Annotated in this window: 19 protein-coding genes; 3 read left to right on the top strand and 16 right to left on the bottom strand. The window is 34.5% G+C overall.

The window, feature by feature from the left end:
* Positions 1 to 27: 27 nt before the first annotated feature.
* Positions 28 to 1,110, bottom strand: coding sequence for a diphosphomevalonate decarboxylase (gene mvaD, locus HM987_RS01715; protein WP_179004659.1), 1,083 nt, complete (start codon positions 1,108 to 1,110; stop codon positions 28 to 30).
* Positions 1,111 to 1,259: 149 nt separating this feature from the next.
* Between mvaD and HM987_RS01710 the strand changes: the two genes are divergently transcribed.
* Entirely contained in the window at positions 1,260 to 1,979 is a 720-nt protein-coding gene (locus HM987_RS01710; RefSeq protein ID WP_179004657.1) for a fibronectin type III domain-containing protein, read from the top strand.
* A 135-nt stretch (positions 1,980 to 2,114) separates the two neighbouring features.
* Here HM987_RS01710 and HM987_RS01705 read toward each other — a convergent pair whose 3' ends face one another.
* Genes HM987_RS01705 through HM987_RS01695 form a run of 3 tightly spaced genes read right to left on the bottom strand, consistent with a single transcriptional unit; the run spans position 2,115 to position 3,156 of the window.
* Positions 2,115 to 2,648, bottom strand: coding sequence for a DUF1697 domain-containing protein (locus HM987_RS01705; protein WP_179004655.1), 534 nt, complete (start codon positions 2,646 to 2,648; stop codon positions 2,115 to 2,117).
* Positions 2,649 to 2,918 carry a type II toxin-antitoxin system RelE/ParE family toxin gene (locus tag HM987_RS01700; protein ID WP_179004653.1) on the bottom strand — a complete coding sequence of 90 codons (270 nt, stop codon included), beginning with the start codon at positions 2,916 to 2,918 and terminating at the stop codon, positions 2,649 to 2,651.
* Positions 2,908 to 3,156 carry a hypothetical protein gene (locus HM987_RS01695; protein WP_229719300.1) on the bottom strand — a complete coding sequence of 83 codons (249 nt, stop codon included), beginning with the start codon at positions 3,154 to 3,156 and terminating at the stop codon, positions 2,908 to 2,910. The genes HM987_RS01700 and HM987_RS01695 overlap by 11 nt, the downstream gene beginning before the upstream one ends.
* A 277-nt stretch (positions 3,157 to 3,433) precedes the next feature.
* Between HM987_RS01695 and HM987_RS01690 the strand changes: the two genes are divergently transcribed.
* Positions 3,434 to 5,650, top strand: a complete 2,217-nt coding sequence (locus HM987_RS01690) for a response regulator (RefSeq protein ID WP_179004651.1) — start codon at positions 3,434 to 3,436, stop codon at positions 5,648 to 5,650.
* On the opposite strand, the gene HM987_RS01685 is transcribed toward HM987_RS01690, so the two are convergent.
* From HM987_RS01685 to HM987_RS01645, 9 genes are all read right to left on the bottom strand, one after another.
* Complete coding sequence (locus HM987_RS01685; RefSeq protein WP_179004649.1) at positions 5,617 to 6,834, bottom strand: BaiN/RdsA family NAD(P)/FAD-dependent oxidoreductase; 1,218 nt, start codon at positions 6,832 to 6,834, stop codon at positions 5,617 to 5,619. The genes HM987_RS01690 and HM987_RS01685 overlap by 34 nt on opposite strands.
* Before the next feature lie 56 nt (positions 6,835 to 6,890).
* Positions 6,891 to 8,228 carry a DUF2254 domain-containing protein gene (locus HM987_RS01680; RefSeq protein WP_179004647.1) on the bottom strand — a complete coding sequence of 446 codons (1,338 nt, stop codon included), beginning with the start codon at positions 8,226 to 8,228 and terminating at the stop codon, positions 6,891 to 6,893.
* 9 nt (positions 8,229 to 8,237) lie between these two features.
* The gene (locus HM987_RS01675) at positions 8,238 to 11,945 is read right to left on the bottom strand and encodes a metallophosphoesterase (protein WP_179004645.1); all 3,708 of its coding nucleotides are present in this window, start codon (positions 11,943 to 11,945) and stop codon (positions 8,238 to 8,240) included.
* Between the two features lie 72 nt (positions 11,946 to 12,017).
* Positions 12,018 to 12,992, bottom strand: coding sequence for an L-histidine N(alpha)-methyltransferase (locus HM987_RS01670; protein WP_229724558.1), 975 nt, complete (start codon positions 12,990 to 12,992; stop codon positions 12,018 to 12,020).
* Positions 12,993 to 13,046: 54 nt separating this feature from the next.
* On the bottom strand, positions 13,047 to 14,213 hold the full coding sequence (gene egtB / locus HM987_RS01665; RefSeq protein WP_218645603.1) for an ergothioneine biosynthesis protein EgtB: 1,167 nt from the start codon (positions 14,211 to 14,213) through the stop codon (positions 13,047 to 13,049).
* Between the two features lie 2 nt (positions 14,214 to 14,215).
* Positions 14,216 to 15,439 carry a bifunctional alpha/beta hydrolase/OsmC family protein gene (locus tag HM987_RS01660; protein ID WP_179004643.1) on the bottom strand — a complete coding sequence of 408 codons (1,224 nt, stop codon included), beginning with the start codon at positions 15,437 to 15,439 and terminating at the stop codon, positions 14,216 to 14,218.
* Positions 15,439 to 15,720: a DUF427 domain-containing protein gene (locus tag HM987_RS01655; RefSeq protein WP_179004641.1), complete on the bottom strand. Its 282-nt coding sequence runs from the start codon at positions 15,718 to 15,720 to the stop codon at positions 15,439 to 15,441. The genes HM987_RS01660 and HM987_RS01655 overlap by 1 nt, the downstream gene beginning before the upstream one ends.
* 93 nt (positions 15,721 to 15,813) lie before the next feature.
* Complete coding sequence (locus HM987_RS01650; protein WP_179004639.1) at positions 15,814 to 16,539, bottom strand: flavodoxin family protein; 726 nt, start codon at positions 16,537 to 16,539, stop codon at positions 15,814 to 15,816.
* A 21-nt stretch (positions 16,540 to 16,560) separates the two neighbouring features.
* Positions 16,561 to 18,123 (bottom strand): protein adenylyltransferase SelO, encoded by a 1,563-nt coding sequence (locus tag HM987_RS01645; protein ID WP_179004637.1) that lies wholly within the window; start codon positions 18,121 to 18,123, stop codon positions 16,561 to 16,563.
* 185 nt (positions 18,124 to 18,308) lie between these two features.
* Between HM987_RS01645 and HM987_RS01640 the strand changes: the two genes are divergently transcribed.
* Entirely contained in the window at positions 18,309 to 19,580 is a 1,272-nt protein-coding gene (locus tag HM987_RS01640; RefSeq protein ID WP_179004635.1) for a Pycsar system effector family protein, read from the top strand.
* Here the strand turns inward: HM987_RS01640 and HM987_RS01635 are convergent.
* The 3 genes from HM987_RS01635 to HM987_RS01625 all read right to left on the bottom strand — a co-directional run bounded on the left by HM987_RS01635 (position 19,557) and on the right by HM987_RS01625 (position 24,756).
* Entirely contained in the window at positions 19,557 to 21,935 is a 2,379-nt protein-coding gene (locus tag HM987_RS01635) for a GAF domain-containing protein (RefSeq protein WP_179004633.1), read from the bottom strand. The two genes, HM987_RS01640 and HM987_RS01635, sit on opposite strands and share 24 nt — an antisense overlap.
* 190 nt (positions 21,936 to 22,125) lie before the next feature.
* On the bottom strand, positions 22,126 to 22,614 hold the full coding sequence (locus tag HM987_RS01630; RefSeq protein WP_179004632.1) for a hypothetical protein: 489 nt from the start codon (positions 22,612 to 22,614) through the stop codon (positions 22,126 to 22,128).
* An 18-nt stretch (positions 22,615 to 22,632) separates the two neighbouring features.
* The gene (locus HM987_RS01625) at positions 22,633 to 24,756 is read right to left on the bottom strand and encodes a glycoside hydrolase family 97 protein (protein WP_179004630.1); all 2,124 of its coding nucleotides are present in this window, start codon (positions 24,754 to 24,756) and stop codon (positions 22,633 to 22,635) included.
* Between the last annotated feature and the right edge of the window lie 74 nt (positions 24,757 to 24,830).

Raw genomic sequence — 24,830 nt, 5'->3', positions numbered from 1 at the left:
TTGCTTTAACAAATATACGTATAATAATTAAATTTGGTTTGCACCAAGTCCGATATGGTCGCAAATATAGTGCTCATTTTGACAATACCTAATCAATTCATTCTTAATAAATTCGAGAACCGATTCCTTTTCTTTTTGCGGATATAACACATGGACATTTGCTCCTGCATCAAGTGTAAAACAGACTTTAGAATTGGTTTTTTCTCTATAGGACCAAATTTTATTGATGATTTCCAGAGTATTAGGTTTCATTAAAATGAAGTAAGGCATGCTCGTCATCATCATGGCATGTAACGTTAAGGCTTCACTTTCCACAATTTTTATGAATTCGTCTAAATTGCCAGATGCTAGAATTGTTTTCAGCTGCGCCAAATTTTCATGTGCTTGCTTAAATCGCTCTTGAGCAAAAGGATGACCATACATTAATTGATGGCCAACAGTACTGCTGACTTGCTTTTCGCCTTTATCGACCAATAAAATAGTGTCTTGGAAATTGTTGAAATTTGAATGCACATCGCCTTCAAATTTTACACCATATAAGTCTGAACTCTCAGGAATACTTTCATTTTTTCCCCAAACCACGAGTTCGCCCTCTATACTTCTGCACGCACTTCCTGAACCTAAACGCGCTAGAAATGAGGCTTTTTGGTTAAATGACTTATCTGTCACTTCGACTTCGCTCAGCGACCGCTCAATACTCATTAAGCAAAGTGCTATGGCGCTCATGCCAGATGCTGAAGAGGCAATTCCTGAACTATGAGGAAATGTGTTTGAGGTTTCAATTTTGAAATGGTAATCCCTCAAAAATGGCATATAGGTTTCGATGCGTTCAAAAAAGGTTTGAATTTTTGGCTTGAAAGCTTCGTTCTTCTTTCCTTCAAAATATACTTCGAAACTAAAACTAGTCGAAAGGTCTCTTTTAGCAAATGAGATTTCCGTTATGGTTTTACAATCGGAAAGCGTAAAACTTATCGAAGGATTTTCTGGAATTTGATGTGCCTTTTTTCCCCAATATTTTACCAAAGCAATATTACTTGGTGATTCCCATTTTACGGTACCGTTTTCAATATTGGTATTGTAGGATTTGAGAATAAAATCTTGATCTGTCATTACATGTAAATATCTGACAAAGATAATGGTTTTATAATGTTTAAAAACAGTATTATGATTTTCTCATTTGGTAAAAAATGAAAAAACTAGGATGACATTCTTTAAACTTTTCGATACCTAAACAAACAATCTATTTAAACCAAAACATTATGAAAAAATTCAGTTATGTATTCGCTATACTATTTTTAGTATTTAATTGCTCATCTGAAGAAAACGACCCAGATAACCTTGATCCAGGTCCATTTTCTGTAACCATCTTAGAAACACGTATGGACGGTGCCAATATAGAATGGACAGAAGCCATTGATATTGACGATGACCCTATTACCTATTCAATTTATTTAGAAGATCAGCTGATCTCAACAGGAGGAACTGCATTATCTTATAACTTTACAGGTTTAGAACCAGAAACCAGTTATGATGGTTATATTATTGCTGACGATGGTAGAGGTGGGACATCACAAGACGATTTCTTTTTTGCGACAGAACCAGAGACCATAATACTGACCATAAATGCCTCTAATTGGCTTCATGATAGTTTTCCAGAGGGAGAAGGTACTCGTGAAGTTCATTCAGTAGGTTTTCAAGTTCCAATTTACGAGAATGCTATATCTTATCAACTCGAGATAATAACGTTTTCAATAGTTAATTATGATGGATCTATATATACAACGTCTGGAGGAACTTACACTTGGACTAATGAAACCCAAAGTGATCCAGTATATCTAATTGATAACATGACTGAATATGGAGTTTATTTAGGTTCAGCTTCTATTAACACAATTAATCCATCTTATGGCGAAACTATAGATTATGTCACTTCAAGATCTGGAGAAGCGCAAGTAATCATAACTTTTGGCAGTAACTAATTTCCACTATTCTCGGATATTTCTGATGAACGTTTCCTAAATTCTAATACCTCGATTTAAATATCGATGGTAGTCCGGAAGTATATTTTATAAATGTGAATAGTTCTGATGGAAATCAAACCAAATTTAAAATAATTAAGAAGTAGTCATTTCTAAAAGTTTAGCCATAGTTCTAAAATTTCGAGCTGTGGCTTTTACTTTTAGTCTATTTTCAAACCAATTAACACCCAATTTTGCTTTGCCAGCCCCAAGCACATAATATATATAAACACATTCATTTGTAATTACAAATTCTTCATTTGGATAGACCTTTTGAGCAATGTCATCCACTAAATCTTTATTAGGTTTTTGACTCAAAACTATAAAATAGCTTTCTACTTTTTGCGCTTCAGGAAACGGACAATGTTTGAATATAAGATCTAACTCAGTTCTGGTTTTGACTAGAACTGGCACTTCAAATCCGAAATGATTAATAATTGATTTTTGAATCGTTTTTTCTAAAGTTTTTGAATCTTTAGTTAAAGATTGAAAGATAACATTGCCACTTTGAATGTAGGTTTTTACATTTTCTAATCCCGATTTCTCTAATAATTCCCTGAGCTCTGCCATTGGGACTTTTTTATGGCCGCCAACGTTGATACCTCTTAAAAGTGCGATGTATGTTTTCATTTAATAATCTTGAGATTGATTGAAAATATGTAAAATCATAACTTGTCCCTCGGTAACTTTATAATGAATAGCGTAATTATAGATTTCTAAAAGATGAATTCTAATGTTCCTGTACCTAATTTGGCGAGATAATGGTGCTTTTTCCAAGAACAAAAACTGTTTGTTTAAGTCATTTAAAAATGATTGTTCGACGCCTTTAATTTTAAAGAAACATTCTGCTAATTCAATTTCACGAAAAGCCTCAGGACTAATAATCAGTTTATAAATCATACTTTTTCCTAAAGTCTTGGACTGGTATAAATTCTATTTCTCCCCTATCTACTCTATCTAACATATCATCCATCATCTTTTTATATTCTTCTGATGGTTCGCTGTAGCGCATGGCAATATCTTCAAGCGTAAACTCAATATAATTTTTTAACGAGCGTTTTTGAAGCTTGGCTTGTTTTTCTAAAATAGCGATGGCTTTATCGTCTAACTCTATCAATTTTTTTGTCTTTCCCATCATTAATAAATTTTTTATATATCAAATATATATATTGTATATATAATTTTTTCAAAATTTAACAATTCATTCTAACCCATTTAAAATCTTTAAATTAACTGCTATCTAATAAAAGCAGCCAAATAAACAAAATCCACCAAACGCAAATAAACACGACAAAACGTTGCTAAATTAAAGAAATGGTGTAGTTTTACTGCATTAATACTATAATGTCATGTGTTTTCCCAAATCGAACACTGTTATTATTTTGTTTGTTTGCCTACTATTTAATGGCTTAATTGTGTGCGCACAAGAACCACTTACAAAAGCTGATAGCAGTTTTAATTGTGCCTTTGATACCTATAAACTTGATTTATTGGTAAAAAACGACAGTTTGTATAAAGCCACACTATTACTTAACGAAGCAATTAGCTTTTCTCAAGAATATAACTTAAAACCGACGGAAGCTAAATCTTATAATGCATTAGGCAATGTGTTGGCAAAATTGTCTAATTTCAAAACTGCTGAATCCTACCACAAAAAAGCATTTAAAATATACGATTCCCTTAACGACAAAAAAGGAATAGACCGATCATTATCTGGTTTGCTATATACTTATGTTTATGAAAAGAACTACAAGAAATTTGACAGTATTTTTCCTAAAGCCGAAGCGGTTTCCAAAGCTCTAAATAGTGAGATTTATTTCATCAATCTGGAATATAAAATAAAAAAAGACTACTTCAGTAATGATAACAAAAGTATGTTAGCCTATAGTAAAATTGGTCTAGAAGCTTTAAACTCCACAGATTTTGAAAAACTCAATTACTCCAAAAGTTACCGTACTGAAAATCTAAAAAAGAATTTATTCCAATCCTATCAATACCACAGAGCCTTAGCAAAGGTAAAATTATCTAAATTCAAAGCCAATGGTTATGATCTGCTATTTTTAATCAATGAAGAAAAACTTAAAACATCATTGGATACAGATGTGAACTCTTACCGCAAATTAGCCACTTTTAACTATTATAAATACATCTATTACACCAACAATATTAAAAATTTAGATTCGGCTACTAAATATCTCTTAAAATCTGACGCTTATAAATATAAAGCACTTACAAATGTTGAAAAACAAAATAACAGAAATGGTGAGCTGATTTCTAAAATTATAAATGCTGAACAAGAACTAAAATTATCAAATGAAGTAAGAAATCAAAATGCCAGAAATTCAGAGATATTCTTAATAAGTACAGTTGTGATGAGTATAGCCTTGATTGTAATTTTGACCATCTTTTACTTCTATTTTAAAGCAAGAAAGAATATTGTCAATATCAATGAAGCGTTAAAAGCCTCAAACTCTAAACTTAAGGCTATTGATAAAGATAGACTTGAATTTTTCTCCGTATTAAGTCACGAACTTCGTACACCAATTTATGGTATTAGTGGTTTGGCAACACTTATAGACCAAGAAAATGACGATACTAAAAAACAGTCTTATTTGGACTCGCTGATATCATCAAGTAATTATATGTCCATTTTAATCGATAACATTTTACAGGCCAACCGACTAAAATTTGAGAAAAAAAACCTTCGATTAAAACCAGATAGAATCAAGAAAATTGTTGGTCATGTTCTAAGCACAGTAGCCATTGCAGCAGAAAACAAAGGTTTAGAACTCAAAGTACATATTGACGCATCTGATGATAACGAATATATCTTGATCGATAAAGTGGCGTTTAGTCAAATACTCATCAATTTGGCCTATAATGCCATCCGTTATACTAAAAAAGGCTCTATTTCCATAAACGTTTTTGAACAGGAAAGAACTAACGATGAAGTCACATTACGTTTTGAAATTAAAGATACTGGTATTGGCATAAAAGAGGAGCATCGCTCAATAGTATTTAGTGCCTTTGAAAACAAAGCGTTTCTAAATAAAAACAGTAGTGGTTCTGGTCTGGGCTTATATATTGTAAAAACCCTATTGGAAAGTCATAATGCCGATATCGATTTTGTATCCACGCCAAATGAAGGCACCTGTTTTTTCTTTGACATAGAATTTAAACTATCAAAAGGCTTAGAACAACGTATAGGAGCATCAATTTTACCGAAACGTGATGTACGCGTTTTAGTCGTCGATGATAACAAAATCAATCTGCTGATTACACAAAAGAACATCGAAAAAATAAACGGGTTTAGTTGTGAAACCATTGCTAATGGCAGAGAAGCGATATCTCTAGTGAAACAAAAGGATTTTGACATGATTCTAATGGATATTAATATGCCAGACATGGACGGTTATGAAGTGACCAAGCATATTAGAATGTTTAATTCTCATATTCCTATACTGGCACTAACCGCGCTAAATTCGGCCGAAATTTCCACTAAAGCTGAAGTAGCAGGTTTTGATCAGATTATTACCAAACCTTATATTTTTGAAGATTTTAAAGCCATCATTTTGACTTATGCAGGAAATAATGAAAATTATTGTAGCATAATAGACAGAGCCGCAATATAAGCGCCTGTCCATGCATTCTGAAAATTAAAGCCACCTGTAACGGCATCAACATTAATCACTTCACCTGCAAAATAGAGATTAGGAATTCGTTTGCTTTCAAAGGTTTTAAAGTTTACTTCTTTTAAATCTACACCACCTGCCGTCACAAATTCTTCCTTGAATGTACTTTTTCCCGTCACTTGAAAAATAGCTTGGGTTAATTGAGAACTTAAGGCTTCTAATTGTTGTTTATTAATATCTGCCCATCGTTCTGTTTCGGCTATGTCTGAAGCTGAAACCAACGTTTTCCAAAGGCGTTTTGGTAAATCGAATTGCGCAGATTTTACCACTGATTTTTTAGCAAACTCTTGTTTATAATTTTTAAGTGCTTCTAAACACATCTCAAAATCCAGTTGAATAAAATTCACTTCAATCTTAAAATTATAATTGCGTTTGGCCAGCTCAACAGCTCCAAAAGCTGATAGTTTTAAAATGGCAGGCGCACTCATGCCGACATGTGTAATTAATAATGGGCCGTTGGATTCTAAACTGGTTCCTACGACTTTAATGTCAACATTTTTAGCAACGACTCCGGGAATATTCTTGATGCGTTTATCCTTAATATCAAAAGTAAATAAAGATGGAACTGGTTGAATAATAGTGTGGCCTAAATTCTCAAGCAACTTCCAGATTTTTGGATTGCTTCCGGTGGCGACCAATAGTTTTTTGGATTGAAAAAGGCCTTGTGAAGTTTCAATTTCAAAGCCAGTTTCTAAAGGATGAATAGTTTTCACAGCATGGTTATACAATACCTCAACCTGATGTTTTTCGGCTTCCTCCAAAAAGCAATTAATAATAGTTTGTGATGAATTTGAGACAGGGAACATTCTTCCATCTTCTTCAATTTTCAACTCTACACCGCGTTCTTCGAACCAAGCAATGGTATCGCCTGTCATAAAACTATGAAAGGGTCCCAAAAGTTCTTTTTCTCCTCTTGGATAATTCTGTACTAATTCCGAAGGGATAAACTCGGCATGGGTCACGTTACATCGTCCACCACCTGAGATTTTCACCTTTTGTAGTCCTTCTTTTCCGCGTTCCAAAATAGCGACTGATAATTCTGGGTGCTGTTCGGCAATGTTAATAGCTGCGAAAAAACCTGCTGCTCCACCTCCAATTATAATGATATCTTTATGGTTTGACATTTGGTAATTTAATTGGACATGATGAAATGAAGGTTAAAAAATCAAAATCCTTTATGTTAAGTTTCAAAAGTATATTCTGAAGGATTCACATGTCGAAGTTTGGAAATATAATCTTCTATGGTTTTAATATCTGCCTCGTTGTTATGATTATTTAGAGCATCCTTTTTAAGGTTGATCACTTCCTTTATAATGGCTTCTTTATAGTTTTCGTTCAACACATTATTCTGTTGAAGCAAATATTGAAACATGATAAATAATTTTTGAACCACTATAATATCGTGTTTGCAATAATTTCGCATGGCTGCCATAACATTATATAACAACTCTTCAAAACTAACGGTTTTAATATGGATAACTGCTTTTTTATCGTCATTAAAATAATAGCTATTGTCTTTTTTGGTCATTCGTAATGCAAAAAGTTCCGTAAGATAATCAATAGCATTGATGCATGTTCCTGGATCATTAATACCTGGAGACATAGCTTTTAAGGCAATTTCTGTGATTTGTTTAAAGGCAAGTATATAATTATCTTCTATTAATTCATTATTGGAAAATGTTATAGCATTAATTAGCTTTGTTTCTAAATCCTCTTCATCGTCCATCTCTTCATTGGGTTCGCCCTTGTACTTAAGTACAGGAATCCCTTTTAGGATATATGCACCTTTTATAGGAACAATTGCTATTTTCAAATTATGTTCTTCTGCTAAACCAGCAAGTGATTTTAAGCTTACATCTTGCATGTATCCTGTAGTATTTGCCATGATGCTTTTCCAATCTGACGAATCTTCAAAGTCCGTGTCAATATGTTTTTCAGCTTCCACCAACTTTTCTAAACGTGCTTTAGACTTTCTAAAGATTTTATCCATTATGGTATTCACTTGAATCTCTTGCGAAATGGAATGGATAAAATAAATAAAAGCACCCAAACTTTCAGTCATGAAAATAATTCCCAATAACACTGAAAAACCAGGCATTTGATATTTGTCGCCATTTGGTGTAATGGAAACCAGCGTGAAAATACAGTAAAGCAATGTGGAATTGTAAATACCGAGTATAATCTGATGCCTTCTGTTAGAAATCAATCCTGGCAGTACCCTTGGCGAAAAATTACTCGACGCTTGATTGAGTAAAATCATTACCAATGAAAAACTAAACACCATAATAGAAATTAGACCTGCAATAAATGTGGTTAGAAGTACCCTTGCCGTTTCGGTATTATTGACCACTAAAATTGGTGCATGTTCTATTAAATATTTAGAAACACCTTTACTTTCTAAATAAATCATAAAAAACGCAAAGAGAAGCCCAAAAAGACTAATAATTGTGGGATAGAAAGCAATATTGCTCTCTAGCTTCTCTAGTGAATTCCAAATTCTATAAAAATAGTTTTTCACATTAATGAATTAAAAATTGAGTCCAAATCCGAATGAAAATCGCAAACCTTCTACACTATTGAATAAGTTAAATGTTCCTGAAAGGCTATCTGCGGCCGTTACCCAAAAACCACCTCCATAATCGTTGTGCCATTTATCTGAAAAATCGTCTTTAAGCCAAACTCTTCCGACATCGAAACCACCAAAAACGCCGACTTGCAATGGCAATATACCTGTTTTGAATTGATTAAAGGCATATCTCAAATCCGTACTTCCGACTAAAGAATTTCGACCGGTAAAGCGTTCTGTTCTAAAACCTCTTAGTCCGTTTTGCCCTCCAATATTTGCAGCCTGATAAAATATTAAATCATTACCTATCCTAAACTGTGTTCGTAAATCGGTTTTCAAAACTAATTTTCTATTTCTTGAAATCGCATTATAAAATCCTAAATTGGAATTGATATAACCATATGTATATTTCGTATTGTCAATTTCAGTTTTTGCTCCTATATTTAAAAGAAAGGTCATCCCTCTCGTCGGTGCAAGTTTTTTATCAAAACTCTCATAATTGTATTCTGCTTCAAGTGCTCCAAAGATTCTACGGTCGAAAAAACCATCTTCTGAAGCATTAGCAAAACTCGTTATAAATCTATCAGGCGTTTCACCTAATTCAATACCTTCTATTATTGCTCGGAAACCATAATCACTACCAAAATTACCTTTCTTCAAAATTCCGACTTTAGCCATATAAATACTGGTTTTTACACGATTATAATCTAAGTCTAATTCATCGTCCAAATTCTCTGTTTCATTACCGTAACCGAAAAAATTATTGGCGAAATTTTCTGAGGTAAATTGACCGCCAACGTGTAAATTCCAATCGTCTTTTATGTTAGCAAATTCGCCATCATAATTAAGGGAAAATCCACTTGTAGCAAAAAAGTAACCACCTTTAAAACGGTGTTGTTGCGAAAACGGATTACGCTGAAAACCATTTATGGTTGAAACATAAGATAAGCCCAAAGAAAAACCATCATCTGGATTAAAGCCGATGGCTGGCGTGATTACACCAGTGTTTACGATGTTTTTTTGGTAATCAAAAAGATTCAATTTATAAACATCAGTCAATCGCAGTGTTCCTCCTTTCTTCTCCTGTATGGTATTAGGTTTACTTTGGTGATCGTATATTTTAATTCGTCTTCCATTCTTAATGATGTACGTATCATTTTCCTGTCCGCCAATTAATCTGGTAAATATTAAATTATTGGCTTTGCCGCTCACTTCAAATATATCTTTGTCATCCAAACCGTAGACCCAAATTTCTTTAGTCACATCTTTATTAAACGTTCTATCGACAATAACTTCCCCTTTTTCACCATCTTTAATTCTAGATATCTTTACATGGGTTTCGTTGTCCCCAATTCTAGTTACTTCGATGTAATCATCCTTATCAGTACCTGTAAGGATTACCAAACCGTTTAAGTATTCGTAATAACGTGTGGCAATATCCACAAGGTTACCGCGTCGTCCTTTAAGTTTCTTTTTTATATCGTCAAGTGTTTCATCTTGAGCAGCTTCTGGCACCTTAGAAAATGCTTCTTCAATGACATCGTCCGTAATATTATCTTGGAGAAATTTAGCATGTTTTAACCATTGTTCCCTAGTTGATTGTTGCACCAATACACGATCTAATTTTATACCTGCGGAATTCATCCATTTAATATCTTCCAATGTTTCATCATAGACCTGAAGTTGTTTTGTTGGACCTGCAATGACTCTCATCACATCCAATAAACCACCATCAAAATTTGAAAACACTTGGTCTCTATCCCTTGGAATTGGCCTAAAGAGCTTATCGCCATTTTCTTGGTCAAATTGCGCCCAACGCCATTGGTCTTGGTGGCGATCCCAATCGCCAATCAGCATATCAAATAAACGTGCTCTTACATAAGCATTATCATCTATTTTATACTTTTCATCTTCCCGTACCTTTTCAATAATATCATGCGTACTTTCAATATCATCAGCATAACCAAAATTACGCTCGTCGGTATAGTTTTCCTCCGGACGTTCTTCAATCATGTAGAGTTCATCTCCATAATCCTTATTATATTTCCCTAAATATTTGTGCTTTGGAATATAGAAAATCCTAGGATTGGTGTGATATATTTCGGCAGCATCAGACAAATCTGGTACTACCATAAATGCATAGGGATGCGCTGCGGTGTAAAAATCCAAAATCAGACCTTCAACAGCCGTTCTTTCAAACTCATCTTGTATATAAGTGTCTTTAAATAAAACGGTCTGTAAATATTGTGTGGCACTTTTTTTAAGCGCTCGCATGTTGAGCTCTCTGCCATCTTTTGTTTTAAGTCTTATAGAGCGTGTTTGATGACCTCCACCAGTTCTTACAATTTCCAAACCACCATAAAGCGTATCTAAAGTGGCAACATCTGCTTTAATCTTCTGACTATAAACATCTCTGTAATGATCTCCCCAAATAGATTCAAAAAAGCCGGTTTTTTCAGTTTGTTCCTTTGTGTAAACCGAAGTTTCAATTTCTTGAGGGAAGCTATCCGGTAATTGAGACACATCATATTGCGCTGTAGGTGGAAAAATTTCCTTTACAAAGAGCTTGGTGGCACTACCATTTTCTGCGCCATACATAGTCACCCAACTACTGCCATCCTTGAAAACGGTTAACTCTGCAAAACCTTGTTTTCCATAGCTGAATAAGCTTGTATTCTTTAGGGATGCATACCCTTCTTTGGCTCCAGAACCAGAAACAATTTGTTTAATTTTTCCTTTTTCCAAATATTGAAGTGTATGCTCATGGCCTGAAACAAATATGACGTTTTCCGTATCTAGAGTCATGGTCTCCAAACGGTTCATTAGGTTGTTATAACGCTCATTATAACGGTCTTGAATAGAAACACCGCCTTGTGTTCTAATCTGAGTTGCCAAAGAGGCCAAAACAGGTAGGGGCAATTTTTTCTGTGTTGGAAACAAATGTTTGGAAAATGCATACTGACCTCCATGAACACCATTGGTATACATAGGATGATGCATGGCAAATACTATAGTCTTGTTTTGTGCTTTTTTCAGTTCGCCCTCTAACTCTAGGAAGAACCGTTCCCTCGTCTTTATTTCGCATTCGTCATTCATGGTGGGATGATTGTTCCAGTTTTCTAAATACCATTGTGTATCTATGACAATAAGCTTAATATCATCTCCGATGTCAAAATCCTCAAGAGGACAACCATTATCAGGTTCGAAAGCCTTCTTCACCAAGGCTTCTTCAATATACTTTTCCTCGCGTTTCAAACCTTTAAGGCCGTTAGCATACCAATCGTGATTTCCTGGAATAAAGAGTACTTCACCATTAAAACCTTCAATGGATTTTAGTTGTCCGTCTAAAGCATTTTCCGCCTCCGAACGCCCTTTTTCACCTTTCTTCGGCAATCCATCAGGATAAATATTATCTCCTAAAAAAAGCACAAAGTCTTCGGTTGTATTTTTATCAGCGGTATGATTCTTAAACGCTGTTAAGGCTTTAGACATACCACCTTGTGGCGACTTACCAGCATCACCAATTAAATAGAAGGTTTTCTCTATGTCTTTATCTGGTAATTCGTTGGTTTTATCAGCTTCTTCTTTATATTGTGCCTTTGAAGTGGCGCAACCTATTAAGAAAGCAACAGCAATAAATAATACCGCTATTTTGTATAACTTAATCATATTTTATTTTTTGTTGTAAATAACCCTTTTTTTGAGTTAGTTTCTTAGCCATATTCCTACCGATATTAATCCTTATGCCATTTTTTCCCAAAGACTATCAGTGAAGAAGTGTTTACAATCCAAGAAATTGGAGTTTAATGCAAAATCCGTTTGCTTTGCTAAGTTATGGATTTCTTCAATAGCATATTTTTTTGAAAGCTCAGTCCATACTAATTCGTCATAATCAAAATCTATGGATTTATTTAAATTTTTCAGTTCAACGGTCTGTTTTCTTAAACTTACCAGATAACTTTTCACATTTCCAGTTGCAGGATTGTAATAACTGTAGAAATCGAAATCATCAATTTTAAAATCCGCATCCAGCTCTCTATTAATTCGGATTAATAAATTGAGATTAAAACGCTTTGTAATGCCATGCGCATCGTAATAAGCGTTATGAATAATTATTGGGTTTTTCTTTAGGTCGAAACCTATTAGAAGCTTGTCACCAACCTTCATGTTTTTATTAAAAAGGTTTAATAGTTCTTTCGCTTTTTCTTCTTGATAATTCCCAATATTTCCACCTAAAAATAGCAACATACTTGGGTAGTCGCTTTCGAGATTACCCTTTAATATTTCAAAATAATCACCCACTTTTGGATGTATTTTCAAACTAGGCAATTTTTCTGTCAATCGATTCGAAAGTAAATCCATAGCCTCTTGGGAAATATCGATAGGGATGTAATGAACATCAACATTATGATTTACCAAATATTCTAAAAGCTTGAAAGTTTTAAAGCCATCTCCAGCACCTAATTCAATAATATTAAAAGGTTCTGAAAACTTGAGCGCCTTGTATATCTGTTTGGATTGCATGGAAAGAATCTCAAACTCTGCATTGGTAGGATAATACTCTGGCATATTCATAATTTCCTGAAATATGCGACTTCCATTATCATCATAAAAATACTTAGATGGTAAATGTTTGTTTTTGGCAGTTAAGCCTTTAAGCACGTCTTGTGCGAAAGTGTTTTTCATTTCAATGTCTAATGCATTATTCTTTGTCATTAAGAATAGTTTTTATTATTACAAATATCATTTTGCCAAATGCCCATTATGGGCTTATCTTGCTAATCTAATTCCTGAAAATAGCCAACGCATGTCAGCTGTAAAAAAGTTTCTATAAGTTGGTCTGCAATGGTTTTTAGAGGTTGCTACCGAACCTCCTCTCAATACCATTTGATTGACCATAAATTTACCATTGTACTCGCCAAGTGCGCCTTCAACTTTGGTATAGTTTGGATAAGGTAAATAAGCACTATTGGTCCATTCCCAAAGTTGCCCATGGTTAAAGTGCTTTGAGGCCACTTCCCATTCAAACTCGGTTGGCAATCGCATGTTTTTCCATTGTGCGTAAGCAAAAGCTTCGTAAAATGTCATATGCTTTACTGGCAAATCCCCTTCCACTTCTTTAAAACCTTGTAAAGTATACTGCATCCATTTGCCATCAACTTGGTGCCAATACATTGGCGATTTTAAATCGTTATTTTGAACAAACTCCCAACCATCAGCATGCCAAAGATTAAAATCTTGGTAACCACCAGCTTCTATAAATTCAATATATTCTGAATTGGTAACAAGCCGATTGTAAATTTCAAAATCATGAAGATAAACCTTGTGCCGTCCTAATTCGTTGTCAAAACAAAACCCGTCGTTATCATGACCAATTTCGTAAACGCCTTCATCAATATGAATGAATTCTTGTGGTTGATTTTCTTTTTGTAATTGAACTTGAAAATCCAAAACAGGAAACGAAGGTTGATGACCAAAAATGTACTTGATATCGTAAATTAATAATTCTTGATGTTGCTGTTCGTGTTGCAGGCCGATTTCTATAACCTCTGAAATGACATCCGAAATGCCTTCTTCGATAAAATCTGAAAGCTTTTGGTTTACATAGGTTCTGTATTTTAAAACTTCATCCAAAGTAGGGCGTGTCATAGTGCCACGATTTGCTCTCATCACGCGTTTTCCCACATTGTTGTAATAGCTATTGAAGTAGTAAGCGAAATCATCATTAAAAACTTTATAACCCGACTTGTATTTTGTTAAAACAAATTGTTCAAAAAACCAGGTTGAATGCGCCAAATGCCATTTTGGTGGCGATACAAATTCTACGGGTTGGATGGAAACATCTTCAGGTTTTAACGATTTACAAATTAACGCCGTTTGATGTCTAATTTCTAAAAATCGATTTTTGGTTATTGTATGTTTTATTAATGTCTGCACTTCTAATGATTTATAATTTCCGTTTCAAAAATGACGTCGCTGGCTATGGTTTTATGCACAGGACAACGTGATGCTATTTCTTTTAATCGTTCTTGTTGTTTAGTATCTAAATCACCAACAAATTTTAGTTTTTTACTAATGTGGTCCATGTACTTTGGTTGCTCTACAGCTACCTGTAAATCGTCACTATGTTTTCTGGAATGAGAAATATATACAAATACTTCTTTCAGATCCCATTTTTTTCTTTCTGAGTACATTTTTAAGGTCATTACCGTACATGCTGCCAGTGCTGCATTGAGATATTCGTACGGCGAAGGCCCAAAATCATTGCCACCAATACTAGCTGGTTCATCTGCAATAAAGCTATGGTTTTTGGTTTGAATTGATGTTGTAAAATTATCTTCTTCAATATTCAAATGACCAACTAATTGTTCGCCTTCGGTACTTAACATTACATTTTCAACTTTTGGAAAATACCGTTTTGCCCAAGTACCAATCATATCTCCAGCGTACTGACTATCTTTTTCATTGGACAGTAAATGATCAGCATTATCTAGTGTGATAAAACTTTTTGGATGATGTGCATTTTTATATAATTGTTCTGCATTTTCAATTCCAACAATATTGTCGAAAGGCGAATGCATAATCAATAACGGCTTTCTTAAATTCTTCACTATTTCTGGCAAATTCGTATTATCAAATTCCTTTAAAAAATCTTGATTGATTACAAATGGTCTTCCTCCAATATTAACCTCAATATCGCCATTGTCTTCTGTTTCTTCAACTTGATGGGAAAACAAATGTTTAACATGCTCTACGGTTGAAGGCGCACCTATTGTTGCCACGGCTTTTACGGCATCAATCTTTGAAGCTGCGACAAGTACAGCTGCGCCACCCAACGAATGACCAACCAATAAACTTGGTGCTTTGTAATTTTCAGTCAGATAAGTCTGAACATCTAACAAATCTTCTACGTTAGCCGAAAAATGACTATCGGCAAATTCGCCCTCGCTTCTTCCTAAACCTGTAAAATCGAATCGCAACACTGCAAAACCATCTTGAGTGAGTGCTCTACTCACATTTTTTACCGCACTAAAACTGCTACTGCAGGTAAAACAATGTGCAAAAATGGCATAGTAGTTTGGTTTTTGGTTTGCTGGTAATTCTAAATGGGCGTTTAGAGTTATTCCTTTTCTATTTTTTATCTTTAGTTTGGTGCTTTTCATCAGTCTTCAATTTTTACTCCACGCCAAAATGCGACTCGATTTTTAATACCTTTTGCTAATTCTGATACTTCTGGGTAAAACCAAGCTGCATCTGTATTTTGTTTCCCATCAACTTCTATAGTGTAATATGATGCTGTTCCTTTCCAAGGACATACAGAATTTAGTTCACTCGGTTTAAAGAACTCTTCCTTTATACTTTCATGTGGGAAATAATGGTTGTTTTCGATTACAACGGTATCATTACTTTCTGCTATTATTTTATTATTCCAAATGGCTTTCATAGTTGGTGTTTTTATAAACCTGCCAGGTTTTTTAGATACTGAAAATAAATTCAGTACAATGCCTTGCAGGAACTGTTAGATCGAATTTTACGTTTATCTATATTCTGGATTATCAAAAGCCCAATGTGTACCACTATCCCAAGCTTCACGCGAATTACCGTAATTGCTATAGCCTTTATTTTCTTTCAATAGTTTTGCTAAGTGCAGAAGATTATAGGTCATAAAAGTGGTATTTCTATTAGTAAATTCAGAATCGAACCCAACTGGTGGCTCCTTGGTTTTTCCTTTCCATTCCGTATCTCCATAACTTGGACCAGGTCCCACTTCTCCTATCCATCCGCAATCCGCTTGAGGTGGAATAGAATAGCCGACGTGTTGTAATGCATATAGGATTCCCATTGCACAATGTTTTATGCCATCTTCATTACCTGTAACCATGCATCCACCGACTTTGCCATAGTAAATGTACTGTCCTTTATCATTGGTTTTGCTGCTCATTGCATAAAGGCGTTCAATTAATTTTTGGGCTTCAGACGATTTTTCTCCTAGCCAAATCGATGTTCCGACGATTAACACATCTACTTCATTGACTTTCTTATAAATACTTGGCCATTCATCTTTGTCCCAACCATGTTCTGTCATATCTGGATAAATTCCCGGAGCTACGTCAAAATCTATAAGGCGAACAGTTTCAAACGAGACCTTTTCCTTTTTCAGAATATTTTGAGACACTTTCATCAGCGTTTCCGTATGGCTCTGCTCAGGCGATTTTTTTAAAGTACAATTGATGTACAGTACTTTTAGTTTTGAAAAATCCATAATTTTATTTTGTTTTTATAATCAAGAACTACAGCTCAACATAGAACAACCCACTTTATGTCTTGCCCATTCGGGACGTTTGGCAAACCATTTTTCATTTTCAGGTTGTTCATCGTAAGGCTTTTTTAGCAGTTGAAATAATTCATCCACTAAACTGTAATCTTCTTCGTTGGCTTTGTCAATAGCTAATTGCGCCATATAATTTCTAAGCACATACTTTGGATTTACAGTGTTCATATGTTTTTGGCGCTCTGAATCTGATAACTTCTCTTTTTGTAATCTTTGGTCGTAAGCCTGAAACCAAACTTTCCATTGGTCTTCAATAGCTCCCTTAATTTCTTCTGGGTGGTAAAAAGCTTCATGGATTATGTCTAAACCTTTTTTCGGGTTTCCTGTTTTATAATTGGCTAATAATCGGAAGAAAATCGTCATATCAGTTTCAGAAAGTAATAAACAATCTTGCAAATCTGTGACTAATTTTCCATCCGCTTCTTCTTGATGTGACAGCCCTAATTTAGAACGCATCATATCCAGTGATTTTTGCTCTAAATCTTTTTGATATTGTTTGAGAATGGATTCTAGGGGTTCAGGTTCTTCAATTAACGTATAAAGCGCATTGGCGAGTTGTAATAAATTCCATAGTCCAATACTAGGTTGATTGCCAAAACGATAGCGTTTGTTCTGTCTGTCCGTTGTGTTTGGTGTCCAACCCAAATCAAAATCTTCCAACCAACCATAAGGACCATAATCTATCGTTAAACCCAAAATGGACATGTTATCGGTGTTCATCACGCCATGTACAAAACCAACACGTTGCCAATGGATAATCATGTCTAAAGTTCGGTTGGTGACTTCTTCAAAGAATTTGATATAGGTTTCTTTGGACGGTTGCCCTAATTCGGGATAAAAATATTTGATGGTGTAATTTGTAAGCTTTTTTAGATTTTCTGTGTCTTTTCGGGCTGCGAACAATTCAAAATTACCAAACCTGATAAAAGTTGGTGCTACTCTCGCCACTATAGCGCCTTTTTCATAATCCGGATTACCATCGTACAACATATCTCTAAGCACATCGTCTCCCGACAACATTAAACTCAATGCTCTTGTGGTTGGCACACCCAAATGATACATGGCCTCGCTGCATAGATATTCACGGATTGAAGACCGTAAAACGGCCAAACCATCGCCTTGCCTAGAATATGGTGTTTCGCCAGATCCTTTGAGTTGAATTGCCCAACGTTTAGCATTGTGCTCTACTTCAAACAAATTAATTGCTCTTCCATCGCCAAGTTGCCCAGCCCAATTCCCAAATTGATGACCAGCATAAGCCATGGCATAGGGTTTTGTTTTTGGATAGACTTTAGCTCCAGAGAAAATATCTAAAAAGTCTTGAGAATCTATAGCGTCAAGCTCTAAACCAATTGCTTCAGCCATGTCTTTGGAAGCGTGAATTAATTTGGGAACCGACGGTACTTTTGGTGTCACATAAGAATAGGCTGCCTTCGAGACTTGGCGTCTCGTATTGGTCGTATTGGAATCAGAGGGCAATTCTACATTAAATGTATCACTTAAGTTTAAACGCATTAGTTTACTATTTGATTCAAAAGAAATGTTCTTTATATTGAACTCAGTTGGTCGACTACTATATTAAAACATTTCATTTCGGTTTTGTATAAAAATACGATTTCATTGTAACTCATATGCCAAAATAAATGTTAAGTCTTACATCTTTTTTGTAATTTCACATCATACAAAAATTATTAAAACCCATGTCAAAGTCTCTAATTGAAGAAACTCAGGAATTCGTTTTTAACCTCATAAAAAACGAACTACCAAGTACTTTTATATATCATAACTATACGCATACCGAACGCGTATTGCGAAGTACAAGGGAACTCATAGAAAATTCTGATGTCACTGAAAAAGAAGCAAAAATATTAGAGCTTACGGCTTTACTCCATGATGTAGGTTATACCAAGGGCTGTGATAACCATGAAGAGGAAGGTGTAAGAATAGCCACTAAATTTTTGAAAGAAAAAAAGGTAGATGAAGACATTATTAAATCAGTTGCCGACTGTATCATGGCGACTAAGTTTGATACCAAACCTACTAAAAAACTAGAGAAAATAATACGTGATGCCGATTCCTCACATTTTGGGAAGGACTATTTTAGAGAGGCTAGTGAGTTTTTGAGAAAAGAATTGGAAGTACAGGGCAGAGTAAGCTTTACACCTTCCGAATGGCGAAAAGAGAATATTGAAGTCCTCACAAAAGAGCACGAGTTTTATACAGAATATGCCTTAAAGAACTGGCAAGCACAAAAGGAAAAAAACTTAGCCAAACTATTAAAGAAAAAGAAAAAGCGTAAAAAGAAACTTAATATTGAAAAGCAAAAGGCCAAACTCAAAGCAAAATATAAAGATGAAAGTTCATCACGTGGTGTGCAGACGTTTTATAGAGTGGCACTCAGAAACCACATTAAATTGAGCGATATTGCGGATACCAAAGCAAATATTTTATTGTCTGTCAATGCCATTATTATTTCCGTTGTTCTTGCCAATCTTATTTCTAAATTAGACAATAATCCTTATTTAACTTGGCCTACAGTTATATTCACGTTATTTTGTGTAGTTTCCATGATTTTATCCATAATCGCTACACGTCCCAATGTTACTAGTGGCCAATTTACCAAGGAAGATGTCAAGAACCAAAAGGTAAATTTAAGTTTTTTCGGTAATTTCCATAAAATGAAATTAGAGGAATACGAATGGGCTATTGGCGAAATGGTCAAAGACCGAGATTATATTTATAAGGCACTAACTAAAGATCTCTATTTCTTGGGTGTTGTATTGGAACGAAAATACAGATTATTGCGTATAACCTATACGGTCTTTATGATCGGAATCATTGTATCCTTAATTTCGTTTGCCATTGCTATAAAAACCAATCCTGGTTCTGATATTGATGATGTTTTGACGGTTTATAATCAAGGATATTTTGAGGATAGCGAAAATCGCCTAGGCTTTAATGGTTTCCATTAAATCATTATAAGTATAGAATGTTTTATCATCTTTATTATTATGATAGAGCATACTAATTCGCAATGCTTTCAATCCCGTAATAGCCTGTAAATCTTCAAGTTCAAGATATTCTAAATCATTATCTAAAACTTTTTTGGACTGCAGAAACTTAATATATCTTTCATATTCTTCTTCGTCTTCTTTTTGAGAATATACTATAGTTAGTTTTCCTTTTTGGGTAATACGTTCTTCAGTACCTTTAATGTACGCTTTATCGACACGTTTTTTTACCACTTCGTAACGTGCGTTGTAGGTTCCATCAACATCAAAACGTTTTTCATCCATTCTAAATCGGATGGATAAAGGCTGATTAAAAACTAAAATCATCGAAGCTACATCTAAAGAAACGGGATAGTCGTGTCGGTTTTGATAATATTCGTTCTCCATCTCGCACATCACCTGAAGTTGCCACAACCTTAAATTGTATAAGTAGATCACATTGAAACTATCATCCTTTGTTATGGACTCTCCTATATACATATTGTGTTCTACACCGTCGGTTTTAAATCTTTCAAAAAAATGAGGGTACATTTTCTGCGCTTCAAGCTGCTTTTCATCCAATAAAGAAGACATATTGTTGTTTATCAACTTCACGGTTTCATCATAATGTCTCCTGTAAAAATAAACGACTCCCAATTCTTTATCCAACTTACTAAAATAATCCTCTATTTCTTTTTTAACAAGTGGTTGTGTATCAGCGATAAGTTGAAATACCGGTAAAACTTCTTTGGTTAAAAATACGGTTATCGCATGCTCACTATCAACTTTAAAATGGTCTTTTAAAGCTGAACTATATTCTGAAATTTGGAATTTTATCTGTTCGTAAATGGGCAGACTTTTCTCATCCAGTGTTTTATTCAAGATTTTTTCGGCATAACCAAGTTGCAATTGTAAATCCTTTTGAGTTGCCAAATTTCTAGCATCAGACGAGCCTTTCACATCTAATTGCCCAAATAAAGGATAAACATCATCAAACGCTATTTTTTTGAAGGTTGGTGTTTCATTATTTTCTAGCTGCTCTTTGATGTAATGTCTTGCTTCTTGAACGAATTTCCAATGTACACTTTTATGAATGGACGTACATTCTTTTTGAATAATAGCTTCGATTAAATTCTCTTCTTCCTTCTTTGACCGTTCGACCGCAGAAACAATAAAAGGCATAACATCTGCTAATTTATTCGCATTGATACTGTTTAAAACTTTTGGCTTTTCTGATACAATTTCGAGTATACCCATTAAACCTTCATCGTTTGTAATTGGCGCAAAAATAGCACTTTGTATACCTTGTTGGTTCAGAATTTTTATGTGTGGTGCATTTCTATCTGGATGTTCAAATTGCTTTTTGACATCTGAAATAGAAAAATATTTTTTTTCGTTTAGTAAGCGATTATAAGACCAATTGCACAAAGTATCCGAGCAGTGAGACGTTTCTAAATCATTTAATAAAAAACTCTTCATGCCTGAACCATAAACGCGCTCAAAGGAATCTTCATCCTTATTGTATGTAGAAAAACCAACATGAATATCCTTTAAGCCTAACAGCGAACGAAATATCTCATGGAAGTTTTCCATAAAGCTTTTACTTTTTCGCTTGTCATCGCCTATTAAACCTGTTTTTATATTAGATATGGACTGGTCGTCCGTAATATCAAAAAGATTTGAAATTACAAAGCCTTTAAAAACGTAACTATTTGGCGGAAATTTTTCCTTCCATAATTCTATATTTTCAAAATTATCCAATAGTTCGTCAAAATCTGATTTTGTTATTTTTGGCGCATTTTCTTTTGGAATTATTTCAATAAAATCTGCATTGTACAGCATTTTATAATAGCGCATTACGCCATTGGCATCTGGTATTTCGTAGAAAAAAGGACGCTTGAAATTGATATTGTAACCGTAGCAAAAGTTTAAAATCACAGCACAGACAAAAATATATTTCTCGTCTGCAGGCATATTCAATATTTGTAGTTCAAAATCATCACCTGCTGTCTTTAATATATTTTTAAAACGTTCTGATCGGTTAAACGTAAAATTATGAAACGGAATAGTCGCTGTTTTAATCTCGTTTTTAGTCAACAAAGGACTGAAAGCATCTTGAAGCAATCCCTCTATTTCTTTTTCGTAGGTTTTTAATAATGAAAAATCACTAAAACCATCTCTTAAAATGGGATTCTCTTCTGCTATTTTCAAAACACGTCGTGCATTAGCCGCAATAAAATCATTATCAGCAGCAATCAAATTTTCATACTGATTTAATATTTTATTGAAACTAATTTTAATCTCAAAGGGTGTTTCTATGTGCTCGTTTATGTCCAAAACTGTGGTTGGTTTAGTATACTAAGATACGTATAATTGAACTAGTCGCTTTTAGCTCTACTATCTTACATTGGTTTTATCAATTATTAAAGGATACTCTTGACGTTAAACATTAATAATAGGAACATTTTAAAACATCAATTTTATTAAATGAAAGAAGAAAGCAATATTATCCGTCTATTAAAATAAACTAAAGTCCTAAATGTCCATAAGTCCAGTTGGAACCATCACTAATAAAGATTAATGTTTTAGTAATGTCTCCACCATCATTTCCAATATCTGGCGCCATTGTTACAGAACCAAGTGGTCCTTGACTATTTCTTCCATCTCCTCGAAAAAATTCAACTCCTGCTCCAGCAGTGGCATTTGCTCCGAATGTATATATTAGTGCGTTTTCTGAATCTGATATATTCCTTAGAATATATATTCTTCCAGGAACTGTTGTGGCATCAGGCAGAATAAACTCAACATTAAAGGGAGTTGGAGATAAGTTTATATAAACACCATCGTCTATAGGAGTAGCAGAACCACCAGGTCCACCATTTAAACTCACAACCTTAAGCGATAAATTCCCATTAATATCCAATGTACTTTTAGGATCCGTAGTGCCGACTCCTACTTGAGCAAACGCACCATTGAAGCACAGCAGCAAAGCAAGTATTGTAATTATGTTTTTCATAAGGCGTTATCAATTTAATTATTGTTTCTTCATAAGGCTAATGGCAAAACCTCCACCTTCAGCTAACTTTACACTTAATTTTGATTCCTTATTAAGTTCCATCTTTTCAATGTTGATATCCAAAGGATTATTGTCCCAATGTGCCTTTTCTCCATCTTTATAGAGTATGGCTTCGTAGTTTTGGTTCTCCTCTAAAAAATCGAATGTTAACTCCATACTTCTCGAGTTTTCATCGGTTATTCCACCAACAAACCAATTACCAGTTTGACGCTCTTTTCTGGCAATGGTCACAAAATCGCCAACTTCGCCATTTAAAACGACAGTTTTTTCCCAATCTACGCCAACATCCTTGATGAACTGAAAAGGTTCTGGATTAGCTTCATAATGCTCCACCAAATCGGCTGCCATTTGTACAGGACTGTAAATGACCACATACAAAGCCAATTGCTGAGCAATGGTTGTATTGACTTGATTGTCCTTTTTGTATTCATCAAATTTAATGTTGAAAATACCAGGTGTATAATCAATAGGTCCAGATAACATTCTTGTAAAAGCCACAATTGGTAAATGCTCTGGTGGATTGCCACCATCACTTGCCCACGCATTAAACTCTTGTCCACGTAAACCTTCCCTCGAAATTATATTTGGATAGGTTCTGCGTAACCCTGTCGCCTTAATCGGTTCATGGGCATTAACTGCTACTTCATATTTTGCTGCTTTTATGGCTGCGTTGTTATAGTGATTCACCATATATTGTCCGTGATGATATTCACCTTTTGGTAAAATTTTACCGACATAACCTGATTTTACAGCATGCATTCCGTATTTCTGCATTAAAGCATAGGCTGTATCTTGTTGCTTTTCGTAAGTTTCGGTTGCCGCAGAGGTTTCATGATGCATAATGATGTCAACTCCTTTTTCCTTTCCATATCGTACCACCTCGACAATATCATAATCTGGATACGGTGTTACGAAATCGAAAACCCCTTCTCTGTCCTCAAAACCAATCCAATGTTCCCAGCCTGTATTCCAGCCTTCAACTAAAACGCCACCAATATTATTCTTTGCTGAAAAATCAATGAAATTCTTTACATTTTCTGTTGTTGCGCCGTGTCTGCCATGCGATTTTCCACCATCGGTCCATGTACTCATATCTTGTGTCATTCCGTAATCCCATGAGGATTTCCCTAAGTGCATTTCCCACCACACACCAGTATATTTCATAGGTTTAAACCAAGACACATCGCCTAATTTATTTGGTTCGTTAAGATTCACGATGAGTTTGGATTCAATTAAATCTGGTGCATTATCCGTAATTTGAATGGTTCGCCATGGTGTATGGAATGGCATGGTTTTCTTTACCTTATAATCTGTGTTTTCTGAACCTACCAAATTGCTTTTTAAGTTCAAATTTTTGGTGTCCACTTTTAAGGTCATACCTGAATAATCAATTAATGCTGCTTCGTGAAAACTTAAATGCGTGCCATCATTACCAACCATAGTGACTGGTGTGTTCACTGCATTTTCTGGAATATAAGTTTGAGCTAAATTTTTGTGATTGGCAAATTGTAAAGCATCAATTTCTGAAAGTTTTGTGGTATTGTATAAATGCTCGTAAATGTCCCAATCTCCAGGAATCCAGAAGGTTTTGTAATCCTCTGTTAAGTTGAATTCGGTATGTTCTTCTGTGATGAAAATATCGTCTTTTAAATTCTCTTGTTCTGGGAATTCGTACCGGAAACCGATACCATCGTCATAAACCTTAAATACGATATTTAAAAGTCGTTCAGGACTTGTTTTTTCCTGAAGTTCAATTTTTAACTCATTATAATTGTTAACGACATCCAATTGTTCTCCCCAAGGCATTTGCCATGTTTCATTAAAAGTTGAAGTGCTTGTATTTTTAATTTTGAAATTTTTATTGAAAGCCGGAGCATTTTTAAATTCAAAACCTAAATAAGAGGTATCTACAACTGTTTTATTGTTGAATTTAACTAGGTAAAATGGTTGTCCTTCCTTATTTACATTGAAATTCACGGTCACCTTTTCGTTTGGCGATGTGATTTCTGTGGTTTGTTTTTCACTTGTATTGCACGAGAATATCGTTAATATGATTCCGAAACTTAATAAATGTGTTTTCATAATTTAATATTTTAAGACCTGTAAGGTTTTGAAAACCTATTAGGTATGCTTTTATTACACCCCTAAAGTCCCCT

The sequence above is a fragment of the Winogradskyella forsetii genome (assembly GCF_013394595.1).
Lineage (GTDB): Bacteria > Bacteroidota > Bacteroidia > Flavobacteriales > Flavobacteriaceae > Winogradskyella > Winogradskyella forsetii.
Note: the sequence above shows the minus strand (reverse complement) of the source record. Positions and strands in the feature narration are given on the sequence as shown.

Coding starts and splice junctions, on each gene's coding strand:
- mvaD (WP_179004659.1), bottom strand. CDS start 1,110: ATGACAGATCAAGATTTTATTCTCAAATCCTACAATACCAATATTGAA.
- HM987_RS01710 (WP_179004657.1), top strand. CDS start 1,260: ATGAAAAAATTCAGTTATGTATTCGCTATACTATTTTTAGTATTTAAT.
- HM987_RS01705 (WP_179004655.1), bottom strand. CDS start 2,648: ATGAAAACATACATCGCACTTTTAAGAGGTATCAACGTTGGCGGCCAT.
- HM987_RS01700 (WP_179004653.1), bottom strand. CDS start 2,918: ATGATTTATAAACTGATTATTAGTCCTGAGGCTTTTCGTGAAATTGAA.
- HM987_RS01695 (WP_229719300.1), bottom strand. CDS start 3,156: ATGATGGGAAAGACAAAAAAATTGATAGAGTTAGACGATAAAGCCATC.
- HM987_RS01685 (WP_179004649.1), bottom strand. CDS start 6,834: ATGTCAAACCATAAAGATATCATTATAATTGGAGGTGGAGCAGCAGGT.
- HM987_RS01675 (WP_179004645.1), bottom strand. CDS start 11,945: ATGATTAAGTTATACAAAATAGCGGTATTATTTATTGCTGTTGCTTTC.
- HM987_RS01670 (WP_229724558.1), bottom strand. CDS start 12,992: ATGACAAAGAATAATGCATTAGACATTGAAATGAAAAACACTTTCGCA.
- HM987_RS01660 (WP_179004643.1), bottom strand. CDS start 15,439: ATGAAAAGCACCAAACTAAAGATAAAAAATAGAAAAGGAATAACTCTA.
- HM987_RS01655 (WP_179004641.1), bottom strand. CDS start 15,720: ATGAAAGCCATTTGGAATAATAAAATAATAGCAGAAAGTAATGATACC.
- HM987_RS01650 (WP_179004639.1), bottom strand. CDS start 16,539: ATGGATTTTTCAAAACTAAAAGTACTGTACATCAATTGTACTTTAAAA.
- HM987_RS01645 (WP_179004637.1), bottom strand. CDS start 18,123: ATGCGTTTAAACTTAAGTGATACATTTAATGTAGAATTGCCCTCTGAT.
- HM987_RS01640 (WP_179004635.1), top strand. CDS start 18,309: ATGTCAAAGTCTCTAATTGAAGAAACTCAGGAATTCGTTTTTAACCTC.
- HM987_RS01630 (WP_179004632.1), bottom strand. CDS start 22,614: ATGAAAAACATAATTACAATACTTGCTTTGCTGCTGTGCTTCAATGGT.
- HM987_RS01625 (WP_179004630.1), bottom strand. CDS start 24,756: ATGAAAACACATTTATTAAGTTTCGGAATCATATTAACGATATTCTCG.